We start from the raw sequence: 19,459 nt of genomic DNA, 5'->3' as shown, positions 1-19,459 counted from the left end.
GGCTTCGCCAGCGCCTCGTCGTCAAGCCCCATCGCGCGCATGAAGGCGCGGTGCGGGGCGCGATCAAGGCCATCGGTGGTGACGCGGGATCGGAATTTCGTCATGGTTTTGATCTTGGCACAGGTCGGCCGGACCATGCTGCATAAATCCCGGAGAGGTGACCAACCGCCCGTTTCGTCCAGGGATGCCGGTGGCGAACCAAAAAAATATCGAAAACAACCCCATGCAAAGTAGGTTGGCGGTCGCTCGCAGGCGCGATCCCGCCGGTAAGGGCGGGTGGGCAACCATGCAAATTCTCTTGAAAATTCAATTTCCTGCTCATATAATGGCTATTTTCATTTACATTAAACGGCATTTTGGCTATAAAAATAGCCATTAGATGGATGATCCCAATGCGATCAACGCCGCCTTTGCCGCTACCTGTCAAGCGCGCCCTAGCCAAGGTCGGCCAGGACATCCACAGCGCGCGCATCAGGCGTCGCATCACGACGACGACGATGGCGGAGCGCGCCTTCATCACCCGCATGACACTGCGCAAGGTCGAGCGGGGTGATCCCGGCGTATCGCTCGGCATCTACGCTACCGTGATGTTCGTGCTCGGGCTCACGCCGCGCCTTGCCGATCTTGCCGATAGCCGCGCTGATGATGTTGGTCTGCAACTTGAAGAGGGCCGTCTGCCGAAGCGCGTCCGCCCGAAGGGCATCGCGCGGAGGAAACCGGCTTGACTGACCGCAGCCTCCTTGTCCACGTCGATCTCAAAGGCACGCCGCACCTCGTTGGCCGGCTCTGGGCGCGTAGCCGCAAGGGCAAGGAAAGCGCGACGTTCGAATACGATGCGGGCTGGCTTGATAACCCGCTTCGCTTCGCGCTTGAACCGGCCCTGACGCTCGGCAAGGGCCCGCATCACGCGGTAGCTGGCCGTTTGATCATCGGCGCGATTGGCGACTCCGCGCCGGATCGGTGGGGCCGCGGGCTGATCCAACGCGACGAACGCCGCAAGGCGCGCGAAGAAAAACGTACGCCGCGCACGCTGCTCGAAGCCGATTTCCTGCTCGGCGTCGGAGATATTGCCCGGCAGGGCGCGCTGCGCTTCAACGAAACCGAAGGCGGCCCGTTCCTTGCCACGGGCGTCCAGATTCCGCCGCTGATCCAACTGCCGGCGCTGCTCGGCGCTGCGATGCGCATGAGCGAAGATGGCGGCAGCGACGACGATCTCCGCTTGCTCCTTGCTCCGGGCTCGTCGCTCGGCGGTGCGCGTCCGAAGGCTTCGGTTGTCGATAAGGATGGGCAACTCGCCATCGCCAAGTTTCCTCAACATGGCGACTTGTACCGCGTCAGCTTGTGGGAGGCGCTCGCGCTCAAGCTTGCGGGGCGAGCCGGTATCCCGACGCCAGACTGGCGCGTCGAGAAGATTGCCGATCGCGACGTGCTGTTACTGCGCCGGTTCGACCGTCTCGGCAACGAGCGCATCCCGTTCCTGTCGGCGATGAGCCTGCTGAATGCCGCCGACAACGAGCCTCACAGCTACATGGAAATCGCCGACGCCTTGCGCCAGCATGGCGCCAAGGCCGACGACGATTGCGCGCAACTCTGGCGGCGGATCGTCTTCAGCATCCTGATTTCGAACAGCGACGACCACTTGCGCAACCATGGCTTTCTTTACGAAACCGCTGGCTGGCGCTTGTCGCCCGCCTACGACATGAATCCCGTTCCGGTCGATATCAAACCCCGCATTCTGACGACGGCGATCGACGAAGTGGACGGAACCGCTTCGCTCGATCTCGCCTTTCAGGTTGCGCCACATTTCGGGGTCAAATCCGACAAGGCCAAAAGCATCGTGCGCGAGGTCGGGGCGGCCGTTGCACACTGGCGCGAAACCGCTGCCGGGCTTGGCCTCGCCGCTGCTGAAATAGAACGCATGGCGAGCGCCTTCGACCATGCCGATACCGAACAAGCCAATGCCGGATGACAGGAGACTTCGAACTAGACCAGCGTTTCCGAAGTTCTGATCATATCGAAGCTTGCGATGCTGCACTCCCTCTCCCGCGCTCTTTCGCGCGGGGGAGGGTTGGGGTGGGGGCCAACACGGGCGGTGTCTATGCTGAAAGGCCGGACGAACTTTTCGGCTATGTGCTGCACCCAATTACTGCAACGGCGCGACGATGGTCGGGTGCTTGAACTGGGCGACGTCCATCTTCGGCAGCATTCCCGCGTCATGGTAGATGTCGAGCATCTTCTGGATTGCCGGAAAGTTCGGCGCAGCACCAGGGTCGCGGCCGAAATCATTGTCCTTGAGCAGATAGGTGTCCAGCACCGGGATCGGGGCTTTCAGCACCTCGGAGACGACCTTGAGCGTCTCCTCGCGGTTGGCCAGCGCCTTTTTCATGGCGGAGGTGATATCGCGGACATAGGCCCTGGCCAGTTCCGGATTCTTGTCGACGAAGTCGGCGCGGCAGGCCTCAAGAATGTGGACGATATTGGGCATTTCCTCCGACAGCGAAAACAGCTTGCGGATGCCGCCCTTGGCCTCGGCGCGCGCGGCAAAAGGCTGGTTCATGTTGACGGCATCGACGCGGCCCTGACGCAGCGCGTCTTCGGAAACGGCGAAGCCCACTTCGACCAGTTTGATGTCCTTTTTCGGATCGACCCCGTTCTGCTTCAGGAGCATGTCGAATGGCCCCTCGGTGCCGCCGCCGATCACCGAGATGCCGACCGTCTTGCCCTTGAGATCGGCGATGGTCTTGATCGGTGAATCGTCCTTGACCGCCCAGTAGACCGAGAAGCCGCCGGGCTTTTCGAACACGTGCTGGGCCACGATGTAGGCCTTGAGGTTGCCGCCGACCACGCCGTTGGCCAGCGACAGCGGCGCCTGCGTCGCGCAGTCGAGCGCGCCGGCGGCCAGCGCCTGCGTCATCGGCGCGGTGCCCTGGAACTGGGTCCATTCGATGTTGTAGGTCTTGCCGATATCGGGAAATTCCGCGGGCCGGCGCATCATCCAGTATTTCGATTCCTCGGCGGGAATAGTCCAGCCGACATGGATCGTCTGCTGCGCGTAAGACGCGTTCATGCTCGCCAAGATGGCAGCCACCGCCCCGGCCGCCAGGATCCACTTCGAAGAGATTCGCATCCACCCGCTCCACTGGTCGGGTGCCGGTCGGCGCCAGCACCAAATTCCGTTGGCCAAGCCTTTCATGGTTCAAATAATCAGGCAAGCCATCGGGGCCCGCCTCGGCGCGAGGCCATCCCGGCAAGGGGGAGAAACGGCGTGGCGGCAGTTGGGGAAGCAGAAGCCGTGAACCAAATACGAAAACCCGTCCGCAAATCTGCGGACGGGCCCGCAAGTGCCGCTGAGAACGGCATTTTCTCGACCTCCCAGCCCACCCCGAAACAACCTCAAGCCAATGGCTTGCAGGTTTATTTCAACGACGTATTGATCGACGTGAACTTGGCATTGAGCGTGGTGCCGAGTCCGTTGACCGCGGCGATAATTGCGAGGCTGATGCCGGCGGCAATCAGGCCGTACTCAATCGCGGTGGCGCCGGACTCGTCAGCCCAAAACTTTGCAAAAGACTTCTTCACTGTACCTCCTAGAGCGATAAGCGAACCCAGCGGGTTCTATGTCCAAACTGTGGAATGCAGGTGTTAAGTTTTTCGAAGCCAAGGTAGTGAACGGCTGGTGAAAAGGCGGTAGTTGTACCCAGAAATGAGCGCGCGAACGGAAGTTTATCCGGGAAAGAAAACGAATCTGCGCGGATGACCATATTCACGCCGCGAGCCTTGGCGCAGATGGCCGAATCGTCACCTCCATTCGATTTGGATGGCATTCCCGTTCAAATTCGCCGAAGCGCGGCGAGAATCAGCCGTGGCGTCAACGGAATCTCGGTCATGACAGCGCCGAACGGCCTGAGCGCGTCATTGACTGCGTTGGCCACCGCCGCCGCGGCGCCCGCCGTTCCGGCTTCTCCCGCGCCCTTGGCGCCCAACTCCGTCTCCGACGTCGGGGACACCACGTGCCCGACGTCGATGTCGGGCATTTCACCGGACATCGGGACCAGATAGTCGGCCATGTTGGCGTTGGTCAGCTGACCGCGCTCATCATAAATGCACTGCTCGAACAGCGCAGCACCCAGGCCCTGCACGACGCCACCGCGGATTTGCTCGTCGACCAGCTGGGGATTGATGATCGTGCCGCAGTCCTCGACCACCCAATGCCTGAGCAGCTTGACAAAACCCGTGTCGGTATCGACTTCGAGCCAAGAAGCCTGAACGCCGTTGGTGAAGGCGAACGGATACTGGCGCGGCACGAAATGACGCGTCGCCATCAGTTCAGGCTGAATACCTGGCGGCAGCGTGTCGGGGCGGAAATAGACGATGCGGGCCAGCTCGCGCAGCTCGATGCGCAGCAATCCATCGCTGGCGTTGACGATGGCATTATCGACGACATCGAGTTCGGCCGGCGAGGATTGCAGGATGGCAGCGGCGACATCCAGCACGTTCCGGCGCAGTATCTTGGCCGCCTGAAGCGCGGCCTCGCCGCCGATGCCGGCGCCGCGCGAGGCCCAGGTGCCGCCGCCATAGGGGGTGTTGTCGGTATCGCCCAGGATGACGCGGACGCGCTCCATCGAGACGCCCATCACGCTGCCGACGATTTGTGCCGTAAGCGATTCCGAGCCCTGCCCCTGCTCGGTGATGCTGGTCTGGCAAATCACCGAGCCGGTGGCGTCCAGCCGCACGGCGACGCCATCCTGCGAGGAGATGCGCGCGCCACCGACGCCGTAGAACGCGGCGCTGGGATTGGTGACTTCGATGAAACTGGCGATGCCTATGCCGCGATGGATGCCCTTTTTGCGCAAGGCCGCCTGGTCGGAGCGCAGCGCGTCGTAGTCCATCATGTCAACGAGTTTGTTGAGCGCGGCGTGATGCGACAACAGCTCGAATCGCAGGCCGGAGGGCGAGGCGCAGGGGTACGCGTCATCGGCAATCAAGTTGCGGCGGCGGATTTCCACCGGGTCGATCCCGATTTTTGCTGCCGCCAGATCGACCAGGCCTTCCGTTACCGAACAGGCGATCGGGTGGCCGACCGCGCGATACTGGCACATGACGTTCTTGTTCTGGAACACGACGCGAGCCCGCGCGCGATAATTTTTCGTCGCATAGGGGCCGCCGACCAGATTGACGACCTGGTTGGCTTCAATGGCGCTGGTGCGCGGATACATCGAATAGGGCCCGATCCCGGTGAGGTCGTCGATCTCGAAGGCCATGATGGTTCCGTCGCGCTTGACACCGATCCGCCCCCAGCAGCGATGATCGCGGGCATGAATGTCGGTATTGAAACTTTCGAACCGGTCAGCGACGAATTTGACCGGCCGTCGCAGAAGTTTCGACAGCGCGTAGGTCGCCATTTCGTCGGCGTAGATGTGGACCTTGATGCCGAACGAGCCGCCGACATCCTTGCAGACCACGCGAACAGCGGACTCCTCGAGCCCAAGATGCAGCGCCGCGATATTCTGCACCATATGCGGCGCCTGGGTGCCCTGGTAGATGGTCAGCCTCGCCTCGGCGGCATTCCAGTCGGCCACGACCGCGCGCGGCTCCAACGTCACGCCGGTATGCCGGCCAAAAATGAATTCTGCTTCCACCACCTCGTCGGAGCCGGCAAATGCCGCATCGACGGCGCCGGCATCGAGGTTGCGCTCGAAGGCGAGGTTGTCGCCGAGCGAAGGATGAATGACCGGGGTTTGCGGATCGAGCGCGGTGCGCATATCCGTCACAACGGGCAGTTCTTCGTAGTCAACGCTGACCAGTTCAGCCGCATCTTCCGCCACGGCGCGGCTGGTCGCCACGATGGCCGCCACGGCCTCGCCCTGCCAGCAGGCGCGGTCGATCGCGATCGCATGCTGCGGCGCGGATTTGAGGCCCTTCAGATGCGAGAGCACGCCCACCCAGGGCGTGATGACGGTCGCAAGCTCTGCGCCTGCGACGATGGCGATGACGCCAGCCATGCGCCGCGCCGCAGTGGCATCGATCGCCATGATCCTGGCATGGGCGTGGGGCGAACGCAGGAACACCACATGCGCCATCCGCGGCAGTTCGATGTCGCTGACGTAAAGTCCGCGTCCCTGCATCAGCCGATCGAGGTTCGGCCGCGGCACCACCTTGCCGATATAGGAGTTCGGCCGATCCAATACCGACAGGGTACCAAGATTTGTCGATGCGGCGGTCATGGCGCGTGCCCGGCGCGCGCCCGCGCCGTGCTCTCGACCGCATCGATGATGGCCTGATAACCGGTGCAGCGGCAGTAATTGCCGGAAAGATGCTGGCGTATCCGCTGCCGATCCGGCAGCTCCTGCTGTTGCAGCAAATCCTGCGCGGCCATCAGCATCCCCGGCGTACAGAAGCCGCATTGCAGCGCATTGCGGTCGCGAAAGGCAGCCTGCAGATCTGATATCTCGCCGCTGTCGGATAGCCCTTCGATGGTCTGGACCGATGCGCCGTGGGCCTGCACCGCCAGCATCAGGCAGGATCGTACGATCTCCCCGTTCACGCGCACCGTGCACGCGCCGCAAACCCCGTGCTCGCAACCGACATGGGTTCCCGTCAGCTCGAGATGTTCCCGCAGGAAATCTGCCAGATTGACCCGGGGCAGAACATCCGCCTCGACGCGCGCGCCGTTGACATCAAGCAAGATCCGCATCGCCGTGGTCACACCGGTTCGCTGGCATTCGGAACGGGACGGCCAAGCAGCACGCCGACGCATCGCGCCAGCAATATTTTTGCCAGATGCCGGCGCATCGCAGCCGACGCCTGCTGATCGTCCTGGGGATCGAGCTCCTCGCCCAGCGCCCTCGACGCATCCGACAACACCAAAGGATTGATCGCGACATTGACGAGCCTGTTCGCCGACTTTGCCAGCACAGGCCGATCGCCGACGGCAAAGAAGACCATGCGAAGGTCGGAGAAACCACCCTCTTGCAGGGTCGCCTGCGCCGCCACGCCTGCGATGGCGTAGTCGCCATGCCGCCTTGCAAATTCCTGAAAGAAGCAAGCGGCGTTTTCCCGCGGTAGCGGCAATTCAACCGATATCAATAATTCCTGCGGCGACAATGCCGTCTGATAGGTGCCAGTGAAAAACTCTTCCGCTGCGATCCGCCGCTCGCCGGCCGGCCCGCGAACGATGATGGTGGCGTCGAGCGCGACCATGCAGGCGGGCAGTTCGGAGGCGGGGTCGGCGTGAGCGAGGCTGCCGCCGATAGTGCCTCGGTTGCGAACGGCGGGATGCGCGACATGGGCGACCGCTTGCGTCAGCAACGGCGCCTGGGCGGCGATCTCGGGAGATTGCAGCAGATCGACATGGCGGGTCAGCGCCCCGATGCTGAGCCGATCGCCGCTCAGCGATATGCCGCGCAACTCGCTGAGATCGCCGATGTCGACGATCACGTCGGGAGAGATCAAACGCAAGTTCATCGCCGGCATCAGGCTCTGGCCACCCGATAGCACTCTGGCCTTGTCCCCGTGCGCAACCAGCAACTGCAGCGCATTCGCGACGCTGGTTGGCCGTGCATAGTCGAAAGCCGAGGCTTTCATCGATTTGTGACCTCCTCAGCCGGTTCTCGCGCGTTCTTCGGGATTAGACGGGGGCGACCCGCAAAGGTCAAGTTGGTTTACCGGGCGCTTATTCCTAGCGAACGTTCGATTTTTGGACTTGTCATGGTTTCACCAACGACGCACGCTTTGGTTTCGCCAAATCGGCTTCGGGAGCAGCTGGCCATGAACCTGGGTTTCTTTACCATGCCGATCCACCCGCTCGGCAAGGATTGGCAGCGCTCGCTGCGAGAAGACCGCGAAGCTTTCCTGCTGGCCGACGAACTGGGCTTTACCGAGGCCTATGTTGGCGAACACGTCACCGACCAGGCCGAGAATATCAACTCCTGCATCGCGTTCCTGGCGTGGATCGCCGCCGCCACAAAGCAGATCAGGCTGGGCACCGGTACGATCAATATGCCGAACACCCATCCGGCAACGATCGCGGCCAGCGTGGCAATGCTCGACCACATGCTCGATGGCCGTCTGATTTTAGGCATCAGCCCCGGCGGTCTTTTGTCGGACGCGGAGCTGTTCGGCAATCTCGACGCCAACCGCAACGAGATGTTTCTTGAAGCGATCAATCAGGTTCTTGCCATCTGGGCCGGCGAGCCGCCTTACGATTTGCAGGGAAAATACTGGAACATCTCGACGCAAAAGACCCTGATCCCGGAGATCGGTCAGGGATATATTGCCCGGCCGCTGCAGCGGCCGCATCCTCCCATTGTCGTAACCGCCGTGGCCCCATTTTCAAAGGGCGTCACCGAAGCCGCCGCGCGCGGCTGGGATCCGATTTCCGCGAACTTTTTGATGCCGGCCTGGGTCAAGAGCCACTGGCCGCGATATGTCGAAGGCTGCGAGCGCGGCGGCCGCGCCGCCGATTCCGCCAATTGGCGCGTCGCCAAAAGCGTCTTCGTTGCCAAGGACGCGGCGACCGCGAAAGCCTACGCCACCGATCCCAATGGGCCTTACGTCTATTATTATCGCTCGCTGTTCACCAAGCTGAAGAGGAATGGCCGCATCGAGCTGTTCAAGACCCGCCGCGATCAGCCTGACGATGAAGTGACGCTGGAGATGGTCTGCGACAGACTGATCATCTACGGCACGCCCGACAGCGTCGCGGATCAGTTGCTGGCCTTCCAGGACGAAGTTGGCGCGTTCGGCACGCTGTTATATGCGGGCAAGGACTGGAAAGACCGCGAGCTCGGACGTCAGTCGATGATACTGATGGCTGAACAAGTCATGCCGCGGGTCAATGCGGGCACGTCGAAACAATCCAGCGCCGCGGAATAATCAGCGGCAAACACTCCGGAGGGGGCTTGTCGTGGTTCTGACCGATCGGATTCCCTATCAGGCCCAAATCGACCGGCCGAGACTCAAGCTGCCGGATGGCAAGAAGCTGGCGGTATGGGTCATCCTCAATGTCGAGGAGTGGCGGATCGAGAACGCGATGCCGCGCACCGTGCTGAGCCCGCCGATGGGACAACCGCTGCTGCCGGACGTGCCCAACTGGTCCTGGCACGAATACGGCATGCGCGCCGGCTTCTGGCGGCAGTTCAAGGCGCTGACCGACCGAAACATGAAGGTCACGCTGGCATTGAATGCCAGCGTCTGCGCCAGCTACCCCCGCGTCGCCTCCGCCGCGCGCGAGGCCGGCTTTGAATTCATGGGCCATGGCTTCGTTCAGGGCCCGATGCACCGGCTCGACGACCAGGCCGGCACGATCCGGCGGGCGGTCGAAACAATCGCTGAATTCACCGGCAAACCGCCGCGATCGTGGGAAAGCCCGGGCCTGACGGAGACCGACGAAACCCTCGATCTCCTCCGCCTCAACGGCATCGAATATGTCGCCGACTGGGTGATCGACGACCTTCCGCAGGATATCGCGACACCTCACGGCACCGTCACGACCATACCATACTCGGTCGAGACCAACGATATCGTCATCCACGCGCTGCAGCATCTGCCTTCCGAGCAATTCCTGAAGCGCTGCAGCGATCAGTTCGACCGCCTGTACCTGGAGGGCGCAAGCAATGCGCGGATCATGGCGATCTCGATCCATCCCTATATTACCGGGGTCCCGCACCGCATCAAATATCTGGAAGCGCTGCTCGATTATGTCATCTCCCATGACGGCGTGGCGCTGATGACGGCGAGCGAAATCGGCGATTGGTACCGGTCGGCGCTTTCAACCACCAGAGATGGAGACAGGGGACAAAATCAGGGATAAAGTCGAGTTGGGGGAACTTACCTGCCGAGGCGCAGGCGAAATTGGCTGGATCCAGTCTTTGAATTCCTGTTTGGGGAACTGGCAGCACTTGCGCGCCTTATATTCCATCACACAACCGTGTTTATCTTTTTGGCGGCTTGTATTTACTTGGTGCGTTACGTGATCGGAAGGTTATTCGAGCCCACCGACGAGGCGGCTGGCTATCTTCACGTTGTCGATACTTACGGAATATTGCTGCTTTTGTCAGGTTTCGGCGTTTGGGTTAGTATCGATATCATCGCTGCCATCGTCAAGCATTTGCGCGGCGAAGATAATGACGGCGAGGAAGAGGACGAAGTATGAAGACTGACGAACGCGCGAGCGAAGCAGGTCTCCACATCAAATATGTGGGCAATGATACCTATTGGATCGATGGTTTTGTGTTGTTTGCGGCATCAGCGATTGCGCTCGCCGTTTCATTCTGGTTCGTCGCCAACGGCGTTTCGGCATCCGCGGTAAGCCGAGCGATGGTTTGGTTGTCTTTCCCGTGGTTCGTTGGCTTGTATTTTCTGTCAAAAAAATTACGCCAGATGACCAAACAGGGCTTCGAGATCGTTCTATACTTCGGCGCCCTCCCGCAGTATGCCGTCTCTCTATTGTTTGTGCTTTGGACATTTTCCCACTTGGTGCGTGCATTCACGGCATGGTTATGACTTCTCGATCGCGGCGACGTCGTCCGCCGCTAGAAACCGGCCATAACTGCCGTGTGCAAACAATAGCGGCTCCTGCCGGTTATACGCATAAGCCTCGACGGCGCCCAGGAAGATGACGTGGTCGCCGCCATAATATCGATTGACGGCGCGGCATTGAAAGCTGGCGACGCAGTTGCCGAGCAGCGGCGCATTGCCAAGGCCCGGCGTGCATTCGAGGCCGGCGAACTTGTCTTCCGAGGATTTGGCGAATTTGCTCGCCAGCGTCAGCTGCGAAGCGCCGAGCACGTGGACCGCAAAATGGCTGGCATTCTGAAAGACGCCTAGACTTTGCGAATATATCCCGAGGCTCCACAGCACCAGCGGCGGATTCAGCGACACCGAAGCAAACGAATTGCAGGTCAGGCCATAGGGCCTGCCGTCGGCCGCAGCCGCCGTGATGATGGTGACGCCGGTGGCATAGGTGCCGAGCGCATTGCGAAAATCCCGCGGATCGATCGCCGTGTTGTCGCTGGCCAACTCGTTGGCCGGATCGGTCGGATGCTTGGGCGCCCCGGTCATCGGCCGGCTCACAGCGTCAGGTTTTCGGACGGCAGGCCGAGCGCAACGCGGCCGTAATTGGTGCCAGCCGCATCGAAGTTGAAGGCAAGGTGCGAGTTGATGGCGTGGGCATCGCGGAACTGCCGCTGCAACGCCGCCGTCGTGAACAGGCCCCGCGCGCCGCTTGCCGCGAACAACAGCGATACCGCTTCCGTGCAGAGATTGACGGAATAGGCGCCATCGCGCCGTAGCCTGGTCTTGGCGGCCATGTCCGGAAAGAGGCCGCGCCTGGCCTCGGCCATGGCCTCGATGCAGTTCGATCGCATGATCCGGCGGGCCGCATCGATCTTGGCGGAGGCCTCCGCGATCTTGATTTGCGTGCTCTGCAGGTCGCCCAGTTTGGTACGATTATAGGTTGACGCGCGATGTCGGGCGACCTCGATATAGTCGTCCAGGCAAGCCTGCGCATTTCCGAGCGCGACGCCGGAAAGCACGTAAGGAAACAACGAGAACACCGGCAGCATATAGAGCGCGTTAGGGTTGATGGCGCTGCCCGGCGTCGGACCACCGGCGAGATCGTTGACCGCGACCGTCATCGGCGCGGCAACGAAGGCGTCGTCGACTTCGACATCGTTCGATCCCGTTCCTCTCAGGCCCGCCGCGTTCCAGGTGTCGTTGATCTTGTAGTCCCTCTTGTTGAGCAGAAAGAGCCGGTATTCGATCCCATCGGCTTCGTCATCGGACGAAACCACGCTGGCCAGCATATTCCATTCGCAGGCATCGACACCCGACGAGAAAGGCCAGCTGCCGCGCAACACATAGCCGCCATCGACGTTCCTGGCGCGGCCGGCAGGAAATATAAAGGAAGATGCAATCAAAACATTGGCGTCCTTGCCCCAGATCAGATCCTGGGCACGCTTGTCGAACATGCCCAGCATCCAGTGGTGGCTGGCAAGATTGGCGAAGTTCCAGGCCACCGACGCATCCGCCTGCCCAATTGCATCGGCGCAATCGACCAGCGCGACGTAGTCGAGTTCGGAGCCGCCCACGCGCTTCGGCTGCACCATCCTGAACAGCCCGCTATCGTGCAAATCGCGCTCGGTCTCCGGCGGCAGGCGCCGCAACTCCTCGGTTCGGGCAGCCCGATCGCGCAACTGCGGAACCAGCGCCCTGGCACGCGCCAGCATGGCCGCATAAGCGCGGTCGCCGGCATCCGGCCCAAAGGGCAGGCTTGCGTTCTGTTTCCGGCCGACACCTGCCATATGCGCTTCCACGCTCGCCCTTGTTCTGGTCTTGATGCGGACGAGGCTGAGTTGGTTGTTTATCGCCTGATTGCGCATTGTTCAAGACGGCCCAAGGGCCGGGGCGCGCCGCCGCAGGTTAGGCCGGCCGCCATTTCGACAACCCGGACCGAACCACCGACTGTCGCCGGCGAACAGACATCGGTCAGGTTGCTCCCTGCGCGCGCAGGATGCGCAATATCTCTTCTTGTTGTGCTCGCGCCACTGGCGAGCCAGAGCCCCCGCGACCTGTGTTCTGGCTCGCCAGCACCAATGGCGACGAACCGCTCTTGTTTCTCGCACACGGATCTGCGCCGCCCTGAATTAGGGCCTCCACGGCGGCAGCGCAGCGCGTTCGCACGGCACGGTGCAGCGGAGCAACGCCACTTTTGTCGATTGCATTTGGATCGGCGCCGGCTTTCACGAGGATTGCTATCGTAGCCGCTTGGGCCGGCGGGTCCCATCTGCGGGAGCCCGGCACGCCATCGCTGGCGTAATGGAGCGGCTCCGCACCGCGTCGATTCTTTGCGCGGACGTCGGCGCCTTTGGCAATCAGATCAATGGCAATCTCCGCTTGGTACGCCGCCGCCGCCATGTGCAAAGCGCTATCACCCTCATACAGGTGGTGCAGAATCTCCTCGAAGAAGCTGTCCTCCGCCGTTTCACGCGCTGCGCCATGGACGGCGCGTTCCAGAGCCAGCTTCGGTGAAGCCGCAAGCATTTCCTTGGCAGTTGTAATATCTGCAAAGACAATCGCCTGGATTAACGCACCGAACGGGTTATTCCGGCTTTTGGTGGGCCTCATATTCCGCCTCGCTGACTCGCAGGCCACTGCCGCAAGCACGTGACGACAGGCTAATGCATTAGAGGCCGATCATCCACGGCACCCTTACCTAATCCGCCGGGAAAGTTCGCTTCAGCCGCACCTCGCTGTCGCGCAGGAAAATGCTTTACCGTTGCTCCCACACCGAAGGCAGGAAAATGCTTTACCGTTGCTCCCACACCGAAGGCATCGAGACCGCGCACATAAGCGAGCCCCAGTTCGGCTACCGTGGCCGGATCGTCAGATATGGCGCGCTGACTGATCAGCGTGTTGAAGTCGAAGCGGTTGTGGCTTGCCTTGGGCCGCAGGTCCAGCACCGGCGCAAAATCCTGATTGATGCCGAGCGCCGCCAATTGCTTCCCCTGGCTGCGCCCGAACTCTTCCGCCCTTTCTGCCCTGATGGCGCCTGGCAGGCCCGCCAGGGTGGATAACGCAGGCAGCGCCGTCAACGGCGGCGACAAATGCGACACGATACCGCCCTCCTGATCGGCGGCGACCATCAAGGGCGGCAGACCCGCGATGCGCCGCTGGTCCTGAAGTGCCGAAATCTCGGACTTCAGCGCCGCCGCCGTCCGTCCCGCGATATTGTGCCGGGTAATATAAATGCCTGCGATCAGGCCTTTCTGCACCAGGGGCAGGACTTCATCAAAAGACGAATAACCGACGATGAAATGCTGACCCAGGCTGTGCGCCCGGACCAGGTCGGTTTGCAGGACATTTTGCTTGCGGACTTCGAACGCCATATCGGCTGATAGCATCGACAGAGCAGGCAAACACCACAGCAGGAAAAGCAAACTGCCCGCAATGTTCAGGCCATTCCGGCAGGCGCGCGCGATCAGGACGATCAGAACAGCGAGGCTCGTACTCAGCAGGCCCGCGACCCCGAAACCATGCAGCGAAATCAGATAGGGCTCGTTGATGTCGACGCCGGCGAACACAAACCCCAACCCGGAAAGCCAGAGCGCAAGGATGCCGAACTGCTTGATCATATGACTGAGCGATCATGAGGGCCTGCGCGAAGGTCTCGCGGTTGGTCGCGCGTACCAGACTTGCTTTCCCGATGCGAGCGCATATTCGCATCTGCACAATCTCTGCATAACAATCCCTGAATTTCGTCACAGCCTTACCCGGCGACAAGCCGCTTGATGATGATTGACTGCCTGATCACCGGTTAGCCATGATACGATCGTGCCGCCCCTCAGCGCGGGCGAGCACGGCAGGAGAAATCAAATGGACAAGACCGTTGGCATCATCGGCCTGGGCATCATGGGAGGCGCGATCGCGCTCAATCTGGTCGATCGCGGATGGCGCGTGATCGGCTTTGACACGGACGCGGCCCGGCGAGCCGAGCTCGCACGCGGCGACGTCGGGGTCGCCGCGGACGCCGTTGACGTCGCGCGCGACGCGCCCATCATCATGACCAGCCTCCCCAGCCCGGCCGCCGCCCTGGAAGTCGCGCAGGCCATCGCCGGGTCCGACGTGCCGCCGCGAATCGTGGTTGAGCTCAGTACGCTTGCCATCGCCGACAAGCTGCGCTTCGCAGCCATCCTGCAGGCCGCCGGCCATATCGCGCTGGACTGCCCGCTGAGCGGAACCGGCGCGCAGGCCAGAGATCGCGACCTCGTGGTCTATGCCAGCGGCGACAGCCATGCCATCGAACAATGCATGGGCCTGTTCGCCGACTTCGCCAGGCAAAGTGCCGATCTCGGAAGGTTCGGCAATGGCAGCCGGATGAAGTTCGTCGCCAATCATCTGGTCGCGATCCATAACGTCGCCACAGCCGAGGCGATGATGCTCGCGCAGCGGGCCGGGCTCGATCCAAAAATGGTGGTCGACATGGTCGGCCCGGGCGCCGGCGGTTCGCGGATGTTTCAGATGCGGGCGCCGATGATGGTCGAAGGCCTCTACGAACCAGCGACCATGAAAATGTCGACCTGGAGAAAAGACATGGCCATCATTGCCGCATTTGCCGATGAAGTCGGCTGCACGACGCCGTTGTTTTCCCTGACCCAGCCCGTCTACGCAGAAGCGATGGCGATGGGACTAGGCGACCAGGATACGGCCGCGGTGTTCGAAGTACTGAAAAAGAACATACTTGATCATCGATCACTTCCGTCCGATAAACCGAGCCAACAACAGGAATGAAAATTAGTCATCGGTTGTGGTGTGCCGGGAGGATCGTCGGTCGCTGCACGTTTGCCGGCAACGCCAGTGCCGTTCATGATAATGAAGAGTTGATCGCGCAAAATCTCGGCGTCTTTCATGCTCCCTGAGCGAACAATCCAATCTCGAATGGAGGTCAAGCCATGAAAATCGGCGTATGCGGAACAGGACGAATGGGATCGGCGATCGCGCAGCGAATGATGGCGGTCGGGCACGACATCGCGGTCTGGAATCGAAATCCCGCGAAGACAAAACCGCTTGTGGATGCCGGCGCGAAACTGTTCGCGTCGCCTGCGGAGCTTGTCGAGGGCTGCGACGTCGTCATCGTCATGCTGCTCAATGATGCCGCAACCGAGGCCGTCTACCGGGCGCCGGACGGCATTCTGAAAGCGAAGCTCTCCGGCAAGCTCATGATCGATATGAGCACGATCCGGCCGGACAGCATGAAATCGAACGGCGGCCCGGTGCTGCAGCAAGGCGCGGGGTTCGTCGAATGCCCGGTCGGCGGCAGCACCGCGCCGGCCAGGGAAGGAAAGCTGCTCGGCCTGGTCGGCGGCAGCAACGCGGATGTGGCGCGAGCGATGCCGATTCTCGAACAATTATGCCGGCGCATCGAACATGTCGGCGACCTCGGTGCGGGCTCGATGATGAAGCTTGCGGTCAATCTGCCGCTCCTGGTCTATTGGCAGGCGCTCGGCGAAGCCTTGACGATCTGCAAGCCGCTCAATCTTCCACCCGACCGGCTGATCGACATCCTGACCGACACCTCCGGCGCGCCGGCCGCGATGAAAGGGCGCGGCCCCGTTATTGCCAGGGTGTTGGGTGGAGCGCCGCTCGGCGAAACCGCGTTCGGCCTCAATGCCGCGACCAAGGATCTGGCCTGCGCGGTTCAGTTCGGCGCATCGCTTCATGCCGAACTTCCCGTCACCGCCAGCGCGCTCGCCTGCTATGAAGAAGCCGAAGCGGCGGGGTTGGGCGATGCCGACGCAACCGCGGTTTCGACCCGTTGGAGCCGGCGCCAGGGCAACGCCTAGCCGACGTGAACCGCCACACCGGAACAATCAACTTTAACAGCAGAGTCAATTGAAATGATCGATCGCAGCAATCGCTATGGCCGCACCGCCGCCCGAATCCACGACGCCGACGGCCTCGCCCGGCGTCCGTCCTCCGTTACGATCGATATCCATGCCCATATCGTGGTTCCCCAGGCCGCCGCGCTGGCGCAGCCGCATGTCGACATCAGCCGAGTTCCGCTGGCCCATTTTGCCGATGCCCCGACCAGGGAAATCAACGCCCAGCAGGAAAACGACGTGCGCCAAGTCATGACCACGATCGATCGCCGGCTGTTCGAACTCGACAGAATGGGCATCGACATCCAGGTGGTGGCGCCGGCGCCGGGACAATGTTACTATTCGATCGATCCGAATATCGCCGAAGCCGCCCACCGCCTCGCCAATGATGGCGTGGTGGAATATTGCGCGCGCAAGCCCGACCGCTTTGCCGGGCTCGGCGTGGTAACGCTGCAGGAGCCGGAAATTGCGGTCCGCGAACTCGACTACATCATGGGTGAGCTGAAACTGAAGGGCGTCGAGATCCTCACCAACGTCGATGGCCAGGAATTGTCTAACCCGAAATTCCGCCCTTTCTTCGCCAGGGCCGAGCAGCTCGGCGCCTTCATCATGATGCATCCGAACGGATTCACCCATGGCGAACGCCTGACCCATTATTATTTCAACAACGTGCTCGGCAATCCGCTCGATACGACGCTCGCGCTGCACAATTTGATCTTTTCCGGAACGCTGGCGCGCTTTCCCGATCTGAAGCTGATGGCCGTGCATGGTGGCGGCTATCTTCCCGCCTATTCCGGCCGGATCGATCACGCCTGGGGCGCGCGGAAGGATTCACACGGCGACCTGCCGCTGCCGCCGACCACCTATCTGCGGCAAGTCTATCTCGACACCGTGGTCTTCACCTATCATCAGCTGGCCTATCTGATCGACGTGTTCGGCCCGGACCGGATCGTGATGGGCACCGACTACCCCTTCGACATGGCCGAATATAATCCGATCGGACATGTCGCGGGGGTGAATGGGATGGACGAGGTAACGCTGGCGCAGATCGCCGGCGGCAATGCCGCCAGGGTGCTCGGGCTTGACGTCTAATGGCTAGAGGGCGAGCAAAGGCGCCCTTGCGCCGTGCCCACCTCTCGCGCGAAATGGTGGGCACGCCATCGGCCCGCGCATTCGCGCGAGCCAATGGCTTTGCCCACCCTACAAATCCAGGCGCGTTCGCCCAAGGTCGACGCGGTCAGTGCGCGCCTGCCGCCTTGAATCCCGGCTGTTCGAACGGATGGGACGTCGCGAACGCCGGTATCGCGAAGCAGCGGTCGGCCAACTGAACCACCGTTGGAAAAACATTCAGCTCAACCTTGAAAAACTGCGCGCCGACAATCTGGCCGGCGAAGCAGATGTCCGCAATCCCCGGCTCGGTTCCCACCGCAAACGGCGCCGGCGGCCGGCGCGCGAACAACCTTTCATAGGTCGCAAGCCCCTCGGCCGTCCAGTGCTTGGCCCACTCGGCGATGGCTCCGGCATCGGCGCCGAAGGCCTTGGCGAGGTGATGGCGGATGCGGGGCACCACCAGCGGATGGGAATCGGCAACGGCGACCAGCGCCAGCGAGCGTGCGTAGGCGCGCTCCCTGGCATCTTGTGGCAGCAGCCGCGGCTCGGGTTGAAGTTCATCGAGATATTCGATGATGGCGAGCGACTGGAACATGGAGTGGCCGTCGTGAATGAAGGTCGGCACCACGCGCTCGGCATTGACGGCTGCATATCCCGGCTCGAATTGTTCACCGGAAAGAATGTCGATGGGAATTTCCTCGAACGGCAATCCCTTGAGCCTGAGTGCCACCCGCACCCGAAATGAAGCAATCGACCGCCAGAAACCATAGATCTGGATGCTCATGGCAAGAACCTCTCCAAAGCGCGATGCGCCGATCCCGGGGCCTACTCCGCCATATGGTGCTACTGCCAGCGTAACAGATACCGCTGCAAGCGCCAGATCAAGGCCGACAGGCCGACGCCCACCAGCATCTGGACGATCGGCCATGCGTCGGCCAAAACTCCCATCCGACCAGCCATTGCGCCGTCATTGCTTGCGGCCCTTGACGAATTCCTCTCCGAGCGAGTGCCAGATATGCTGGAACAGTTCGGCATAGCGCGGCGTCTCGCGCACGCTCACCGCATTGCGCGGCCGCGCAAGATCCACCTCGAACATGTCCTTGATCCTGCCGGGCCACGCCGAAAACAGGATGATGCGGTCGGCCAGGGTCAGGGCCTCGCCGAGGTCATGTCACGAAGGCTGATCTCGCGCGTCTTGACGCCGCTGCCACCCTGGATCAGCTTGCAGTCGAGCCCGGCTTCCTTGAAGTAGCCCATTCGGTCTGCCACGTATTGGGTCTGATAGACAGGAACCGCCACCGGATAGATGACGCGGCCGCTCTTGTCTTCGGCCCACGAGCGGCCCCCGACAACGGCAGCACCGCCGCCAGCGATGATCGTCAGCGCCGCTCGCCGGGTGAAATGTCTGGTCATCACGCGTGCACCCTTTCCTTGCCGACGACATGGTCGAGGGCGTTCAGCACCGCATCGCCCATTTCCTCCGTTGAAAGTCGTTTGGCTCCGGGCTCGGCGATATCGGCCGTCCTGGCGCCGGCCGCCAAGGCGCTATCGACGGCTTTTTCCAGCAGCCGCGCATCATCGGGCCGATCGAGCGTCAGGCGCAGCATCATGGCGACGCTGAGAATGGAGCCGAGCGGGTTGGCGATACCCTTGCCCGCGATGTCAGGCGCGCTGCCGTGTACCGGCTCATATAGCGCCTTACGCTGTCCGAAGCGGTCGACCGGACCAAGCGAGGCCGATGGCAGCATGCCGAGCGAGCCCGATGCCATGGCCGCGCAATCGGAGAGGATGTCGCCGAATATATTGCCGGTCACCATCACGTCGAACTGCGACGGCTGCCGGACGATCTGCATCGCGGCGTTGTCGACATAGAGGTGGCTCAACTCGACATCGGGAAATTCGGCCGCATGCAAGGCAATGACTTCCTCCCGCCACAGCACGCTGGTTTCCAGGACATTGGCCTTGTCTACTGA

General features: G+C 61.8%; 22 protein-coding genes. 9 read left to right on the top strand and 13 right to left on the bottom strand.

The genetic code is table 11. The features are described from left to right. Positions 1–392 precede the first annotated feature (392 nt). A complete protein-coding gene (locus tag ABSG20_RS20925) occupies positions 393–725 on the top strand; it encodes a hypothetical protein (RefSeq protein ID WP_423866418.1) in 333 nt (110 codons plus the stop codon). Next, on the top strand, positions 722–1,969 hold the full coding sequence (locus ABSG20_RS20920) for a type II toxin-antitoxin system HipA family toxin (protein ID WP_423866417.1): 1,248 nt from the start codon (positions 722–724) through the stop codon (positions 1,967–1,969). Before ABSG20_RS20925 ends, ABSG20_RS20920 begins: the two co-directional genes overlap by 4 nt. A 174-nt stretch (positions 1,970–2,143) precedes the next feature. Here the strand turns inward: ABSG20_RS20920 and ABSG20_RS20915 are convergent, their stop codons facing one another. The 5 genes from ABSG20_RS20915 to ABSG20_RS20895 form a co-directional block, all read right to left on the bottom strand. Continuing rightward, positions 2,144–3,127 (bottom strand): ABC transporter substrate-binding protein, encoded by a 984-nt coding sequence (locus ABSG20_RS20915; protein WP_423866416.1) that lies wholly within the window; start codon positions 3,125–3,127, stop codon positions 2,144–2,146. A gap of 287 nt (positions 3,128–3,414) precedes the next feature. After that, positions 3,415–3,579, bottom strand: a complete 165-nt coding sequence (locus ABSG20_RS20910; protein ID WP_423866415.1) for a Flp family type IVb pilin — start codon at positions 3,577–3,579, stop codon at positions 3,415–3,417. Between the two features lie 251 nt (positions 3,580–3,830). After that, positions 3,831–6,224: a xanthine dehydrogenase family protein molybdopterin-binding subunit gene (locus ABSG20_RS20905; protein ID WP_423866414.1), complete on the bottom strand. Its 2,394-nt coding sequence runs from the start codon at positions 6,222–6,224 to the stop codon at positions 3,831–3,833. Continuing rightward, entirely contained in the window at positions 6,221–6,694 is a 474-nt protein-coding gene (locus ABSG20_RS20900; RefSeq protein WP_423866413.1) for a (2Fe-2S)-binding protein, read from the bottom strand. Before ABSG20_RS20900 ends, ABSG20_RS20905 begins: the two co-directional genes overlap by 4 nt. Positions 6,695–6,702: 8 nt before the next feature. Continuing rightward, positions 6,703–7,584 (bottom strand): FAD binding domain-containing protein, encoded by an 882-nt coding sequence (locus ABSG20_RS20895; protein WP_423866412.1) that lies wholly within the window; start codon positions 7,582–7,584, stop codon positions 6,703–6,705. Between the two features lie 183 nt (positions 7,585–7,767). Between ABSG20_RS20895 and ABSG20_RS20890 the strand changes: the two genes are divergently transcribed. From ABSG20_RS20890 to ABSG20_RS20875, 4 genes are all read left to right on the top strand, one after another. Then, positions 7,768–8,874: an LLM class flavin-dependent oxidoreductase gene (locus tag ABSG20_RS20890; RefSeq protein ID WP_423866411.1), complete on the top strand. Its 1,107-nt coding sequence runs from the start codon at positions 7,768–7,770 to the stop codon at positions 8,872–8,874. Positions 8,875–8,905: 31 nt separating this feature from the next. Further along, the gene (locus tag ABSG20_RS20885; protein WP_423866410.1) at positions 8,906–9,811 is read left to right on the top strand and encodes a polysaccharide deacetylase family protein; all 906 of its coding nucleotides are present in this window, start codon (positions 8,906–8,908) and stop codon (positions 9,809–9,811) included. A 159-nt stretch (positions 9,812–9,970) separates the two neighbouring features. Beyond that, positions 9,971–10,153, top strand: coding sequence for a hypothetical protein (locus ABSG20_RS20880; RefSeq protein ID WP_423866409.1), 183 nt, complete (start codon positions 9,971–9,973; stop codon positions 10,151–10,153). Then, entirely contained in the window at positions 10,150–10,503 is a 354-nt protein-coding gene (locus ABSG20_RS20875; RefSeq protein WP_423866408.1) for a hypothetical protein, read from the top strand. Before ABSG20_RS20880 ends, ABSG20_RS20875 begins: the two co-directional genes overlap by 4 nt. Here ABSG20_RS20875 and ABSG20_RS20870 read toward each other — a convergent pair. From ABSG20_RS20870 to ABSG20_RS20855, 4 genes are all read right to left on the bottom strand, one after another. Beyond that, a complete protein-coding gene (locus tag ABSG20_RS20870; protein ID WP_423866407.1) occupies positions 10,498–11,061 on the bottom strand; it encodes a flavin reductase family protein in 564 nt (187 codons plus the stop codon). The two genes, ABSG20_RS20875 and ABSG20_RS20870, sit on opposite strands and share 6 nt — an antisense overlap. A gap of 8 nt (positions 11,062–11,069) precedes the next feature. Next, on the bottom strand, positions 11,070–12,302 hold the full coding sequence (locus tag ABSG20_RS20865) for an acyl-CoA dehydrogenase family protein (protein WP_423866406.1): 1,233 nt from the start codon (positions 12,300–12,302) through the stop codon (positions 11,070–11,072). Between the two features lie 184 nt (positions 12,303–12,486). Then, a complete protein-coding gene (locus ABSG20_RS20860) occupies positions 12,487–13,125 on the bottom strand; it encodes an ankyrin repeat domain-containing protein (protein ID WP_423866405.1) in 639 nt (212 codons plus the stop codon). A gap of 50 nt (positions 13,126–13,175) precedes the next feature. After that, on the bottom strand, positions 13,176–14,132 hold the full coding sequence (locus ABSG20_RS20855; protein ID WP_423866404.1) for a glycoside hydrolase family 3 N-terminal domain-containing protein: 957 nt from the start codon (positions 14,130–14,132) through the stop codon (positions 13,176–13,178). Positions 14,133–14,373: 241 nt separating this feature from the next. Here ABSG20_RS20855 and ABSG20_RS20850 point away from each other — a divergent pair, with 241 nt between their 5' ends. The 3 genes from ABSG20_RS20850 (at position 14,374) to ABSG20_RS20840 (ending at position 17,468) form a co-directional block, all read left to right on the top strand. Next, a complete protein-coding gene (locus ABSG20_RS20850) occupies positions 14,374–15,288 on the top strand; it encodes an NAD(P)-dependent oxidoreductase (RefSeq protein WP_423866403.1) in 915 nt (304 codons plus the stop codon). 161 nt (positions 15,289–15,449) lie between these two features. Continuing rightward, complete coding sequence (locus tag ABSG20_RS20845) at positions 15,450–16,340, top strand: NAD(P)-dependent oxidoreductase (protein WP_423866402.1); 891 nt, start codon at positions 15,450–15,452, stop codon at positions 16,338–16,340. 54 nt (positions 16,341–16,394) lie between these two features. After that, the gene (locus ABSG20_RS20840; RefSeq protein ID WP_423866401.1) at positions 16,395–17,468 is read left to right on the top strand and encodes an amidohydrolase family protein; all 1,074 of its coding nucleotides are present in this window, start codon (positions 16,395–16,397) and stop codon (positions 17,466–17,468) included. A 145-nt stretch (positions 17,469–17,613) separates the two neighbouring features. On the opposite strand, the gene maiA is transcribed toward ABSG20_RS20840, so the two are convergent. The 4 genes from maiA to ABSG20_RS20820 all read right to left on the bottom strand — a co-directional run. Next, positions 17,614–18,270, bottom strand: a complete 657-nt coding sequence (gene maiA, locus ABSG20_RS20835; protein ID WP_423866400.1) for a maleylacetoacetate isomerase — start codon at positions 18,268–18,270, stop codon at positions 17,614–17,616. A 183-nt stretch (positions 18,271–18,453) separates the two neighbouring features. After that, positions 18,454–18,582 carry a hypothetical protein gene (locus ABSG20_RS20830; RefSeq protein WP_423866399.1) on the bottom strand — a complete coding sequence of 43 codons (129 nt, stop codon included), beginning with the start codon at positions 18,580–18,582 and terminating at the stop codon, positions 18,454–18,456. Between the two features lie 53 nt (positions 18,583–18,635). Then, complete coding sequence (locus tag ABSG20_RS20825; protein ID WP_423866398.1) at positions 18,636–18,899, bottom strand: hypothetical protein; 264 nt, start codon at positions 18,897–18,899, stop codon at positions 18,636–18,638. Further along, a partial coding sequence (locus tag ABSG20_RS20820; RefSeq protein WP_423866397.1) for an isocitrate/isopropylmalate family dehydrogenase occupies positions 18,899–19,459 on the bottom strand: 561 nt, incomplete at its 5' end. The genes ABSG20_RS20825 and ABSG20_RS20820, both read right to left, overlap by 1 nt.

The organism is Bradyrhizobium sp., from assembly GCF_049512235.1.
In the GTDB taxonomy this organism is placed as follows: domain Bacteria; phylum Pseudomonadota; class Alphaproteobacteria; order Rhizobiales; family Xanthobacteraceae; genus Bradyrhizobium.
The sequence above is the reverse complement of the archived record's forward strand: the minus strand, read 5'-3'. Positions and strand labels throughout refer to the sequence as shown.

Bases quoted from the DNA above. Each gene is read 5' to 3' on its own strand.
- ABSG20_RS20925 (WP_423866418.1), top strand. From the start codon at position 393: ATGCGATCAACGCCGCCTTTGCCGCTACCTGTCAAGCGCGCCCTAGCC.
- ABSG20_RS20915 (WP_423866416.1), bottom strand. From the start codon at position 3,127: ATGCGAATCTCTTCGAAGTGGATCCTGGCGGCCGGGGCGGTGGCTGCC.
- ABSG20_RS20905 (WP_423866414.1), bottom strand. From the start codon at position 6,224: ATGACCGCCGCATCGACAAATCTTGGTACCCTGTCGGTATTGGATCGG.
- ABSG20_RS20900 (WP_423866413.1), bottom strand. From the start codon at position 6,694: ATGCGGATCTTGCTTGATGTCAACGGCGCGCGCGTCGAGGCGGATGTT.
- ABSG20_RS20895 (WP_423866412.1), bottom strand. From the start codon at position 7,584: ATGAAAGCCTCGGCTTTCGACTATGCACGGCCAACCAGCGTCGCGAAT.
- ABSG20_RS20890 (WP_423866411.1), top strand. From the start codon at position 7,768: ATGAACCTGGGTTTCTTTACCATGCCGATCCACCCGCTCGGCAAGGAT.
- ABSG20_RS20875 (WP_423866408.1), top strand. From the start codon at position 10,150: ATGAAGACTGACGAACGCGCGAGCGAAGCAGGTCTCCACATCAAATAT.
- ABSG20_RS20870 (WP_423866407.1), bottom strand. From the start codon at position 11,061: ATGACCGGGGCGCCCAAGCATCCGACCGATCCGGCCAACGAGTTGGCC.
- ABSG20_RS20865 (WP_423866406.1), bottom strand. From the start codon at position 12,302: ATGGCAGGTGTCGGCCGGAAACAGAACGCAAGCCTGCCCTTTGGGCCG.
- ABSG20_RS20860 (WP_423866405.1), bottom strand. From the start codon at position 13,125: ATGAGGCCCACCAAAAGCCGGAATAACCCGTTCGGTGCGTTAATCCAG.
- ABSG20_RS20855 (WP_423866404.1), bottom strand. From the start codon at position 14,132: ATGATCAAGCAGTTCGGCATCCTTGCGCTCTGGCTTTCCGGGTTGGGG.
- ABSG20_RS20850 (WP_423866403.1), top strand. From the start codon at position 14,374: ATGGACAAGACCGTTGGCATCATCGGCCTGGGCATCATGGGAGGCGCG.
- ABSG20_RS20845 (WP_423866402.1), top strand. From the start codon at position 15,450: ATGAAAATCGGCGTATGCGGAACAGGACGAATGGGATCGGCGATCGCG.
- ABSG20_RS20840 (WP_423866401.1), top strand. From the start codon at position 16,395: ATGATCGATCGCAGCAATCGCTATGGCCGCACCGCCGCCCGAATCCAC.
- maiA (WP_423866400.1), bottom strand. From the start codon at position 18,270: ATGAGCATCCAGATCTATGGTTTCTGGCGGTCGATTGCTTCATTTCGG.
- ABSG20_RS20830 (WP_423866399.1), bottom strand. From the start codon at position 18,582: ATGTTCGAGGTGGATCTTGCGCGGCCGCGCAATGCGGTGAGCGTGCGC.
- ABSG20_RS20825 (WP_423866398.1), bottom strand. From the start codon at position 18,899: ATGACCAGACATTTCACCCGGCGAGCGGCGCTGACGATCATCGCTGGC.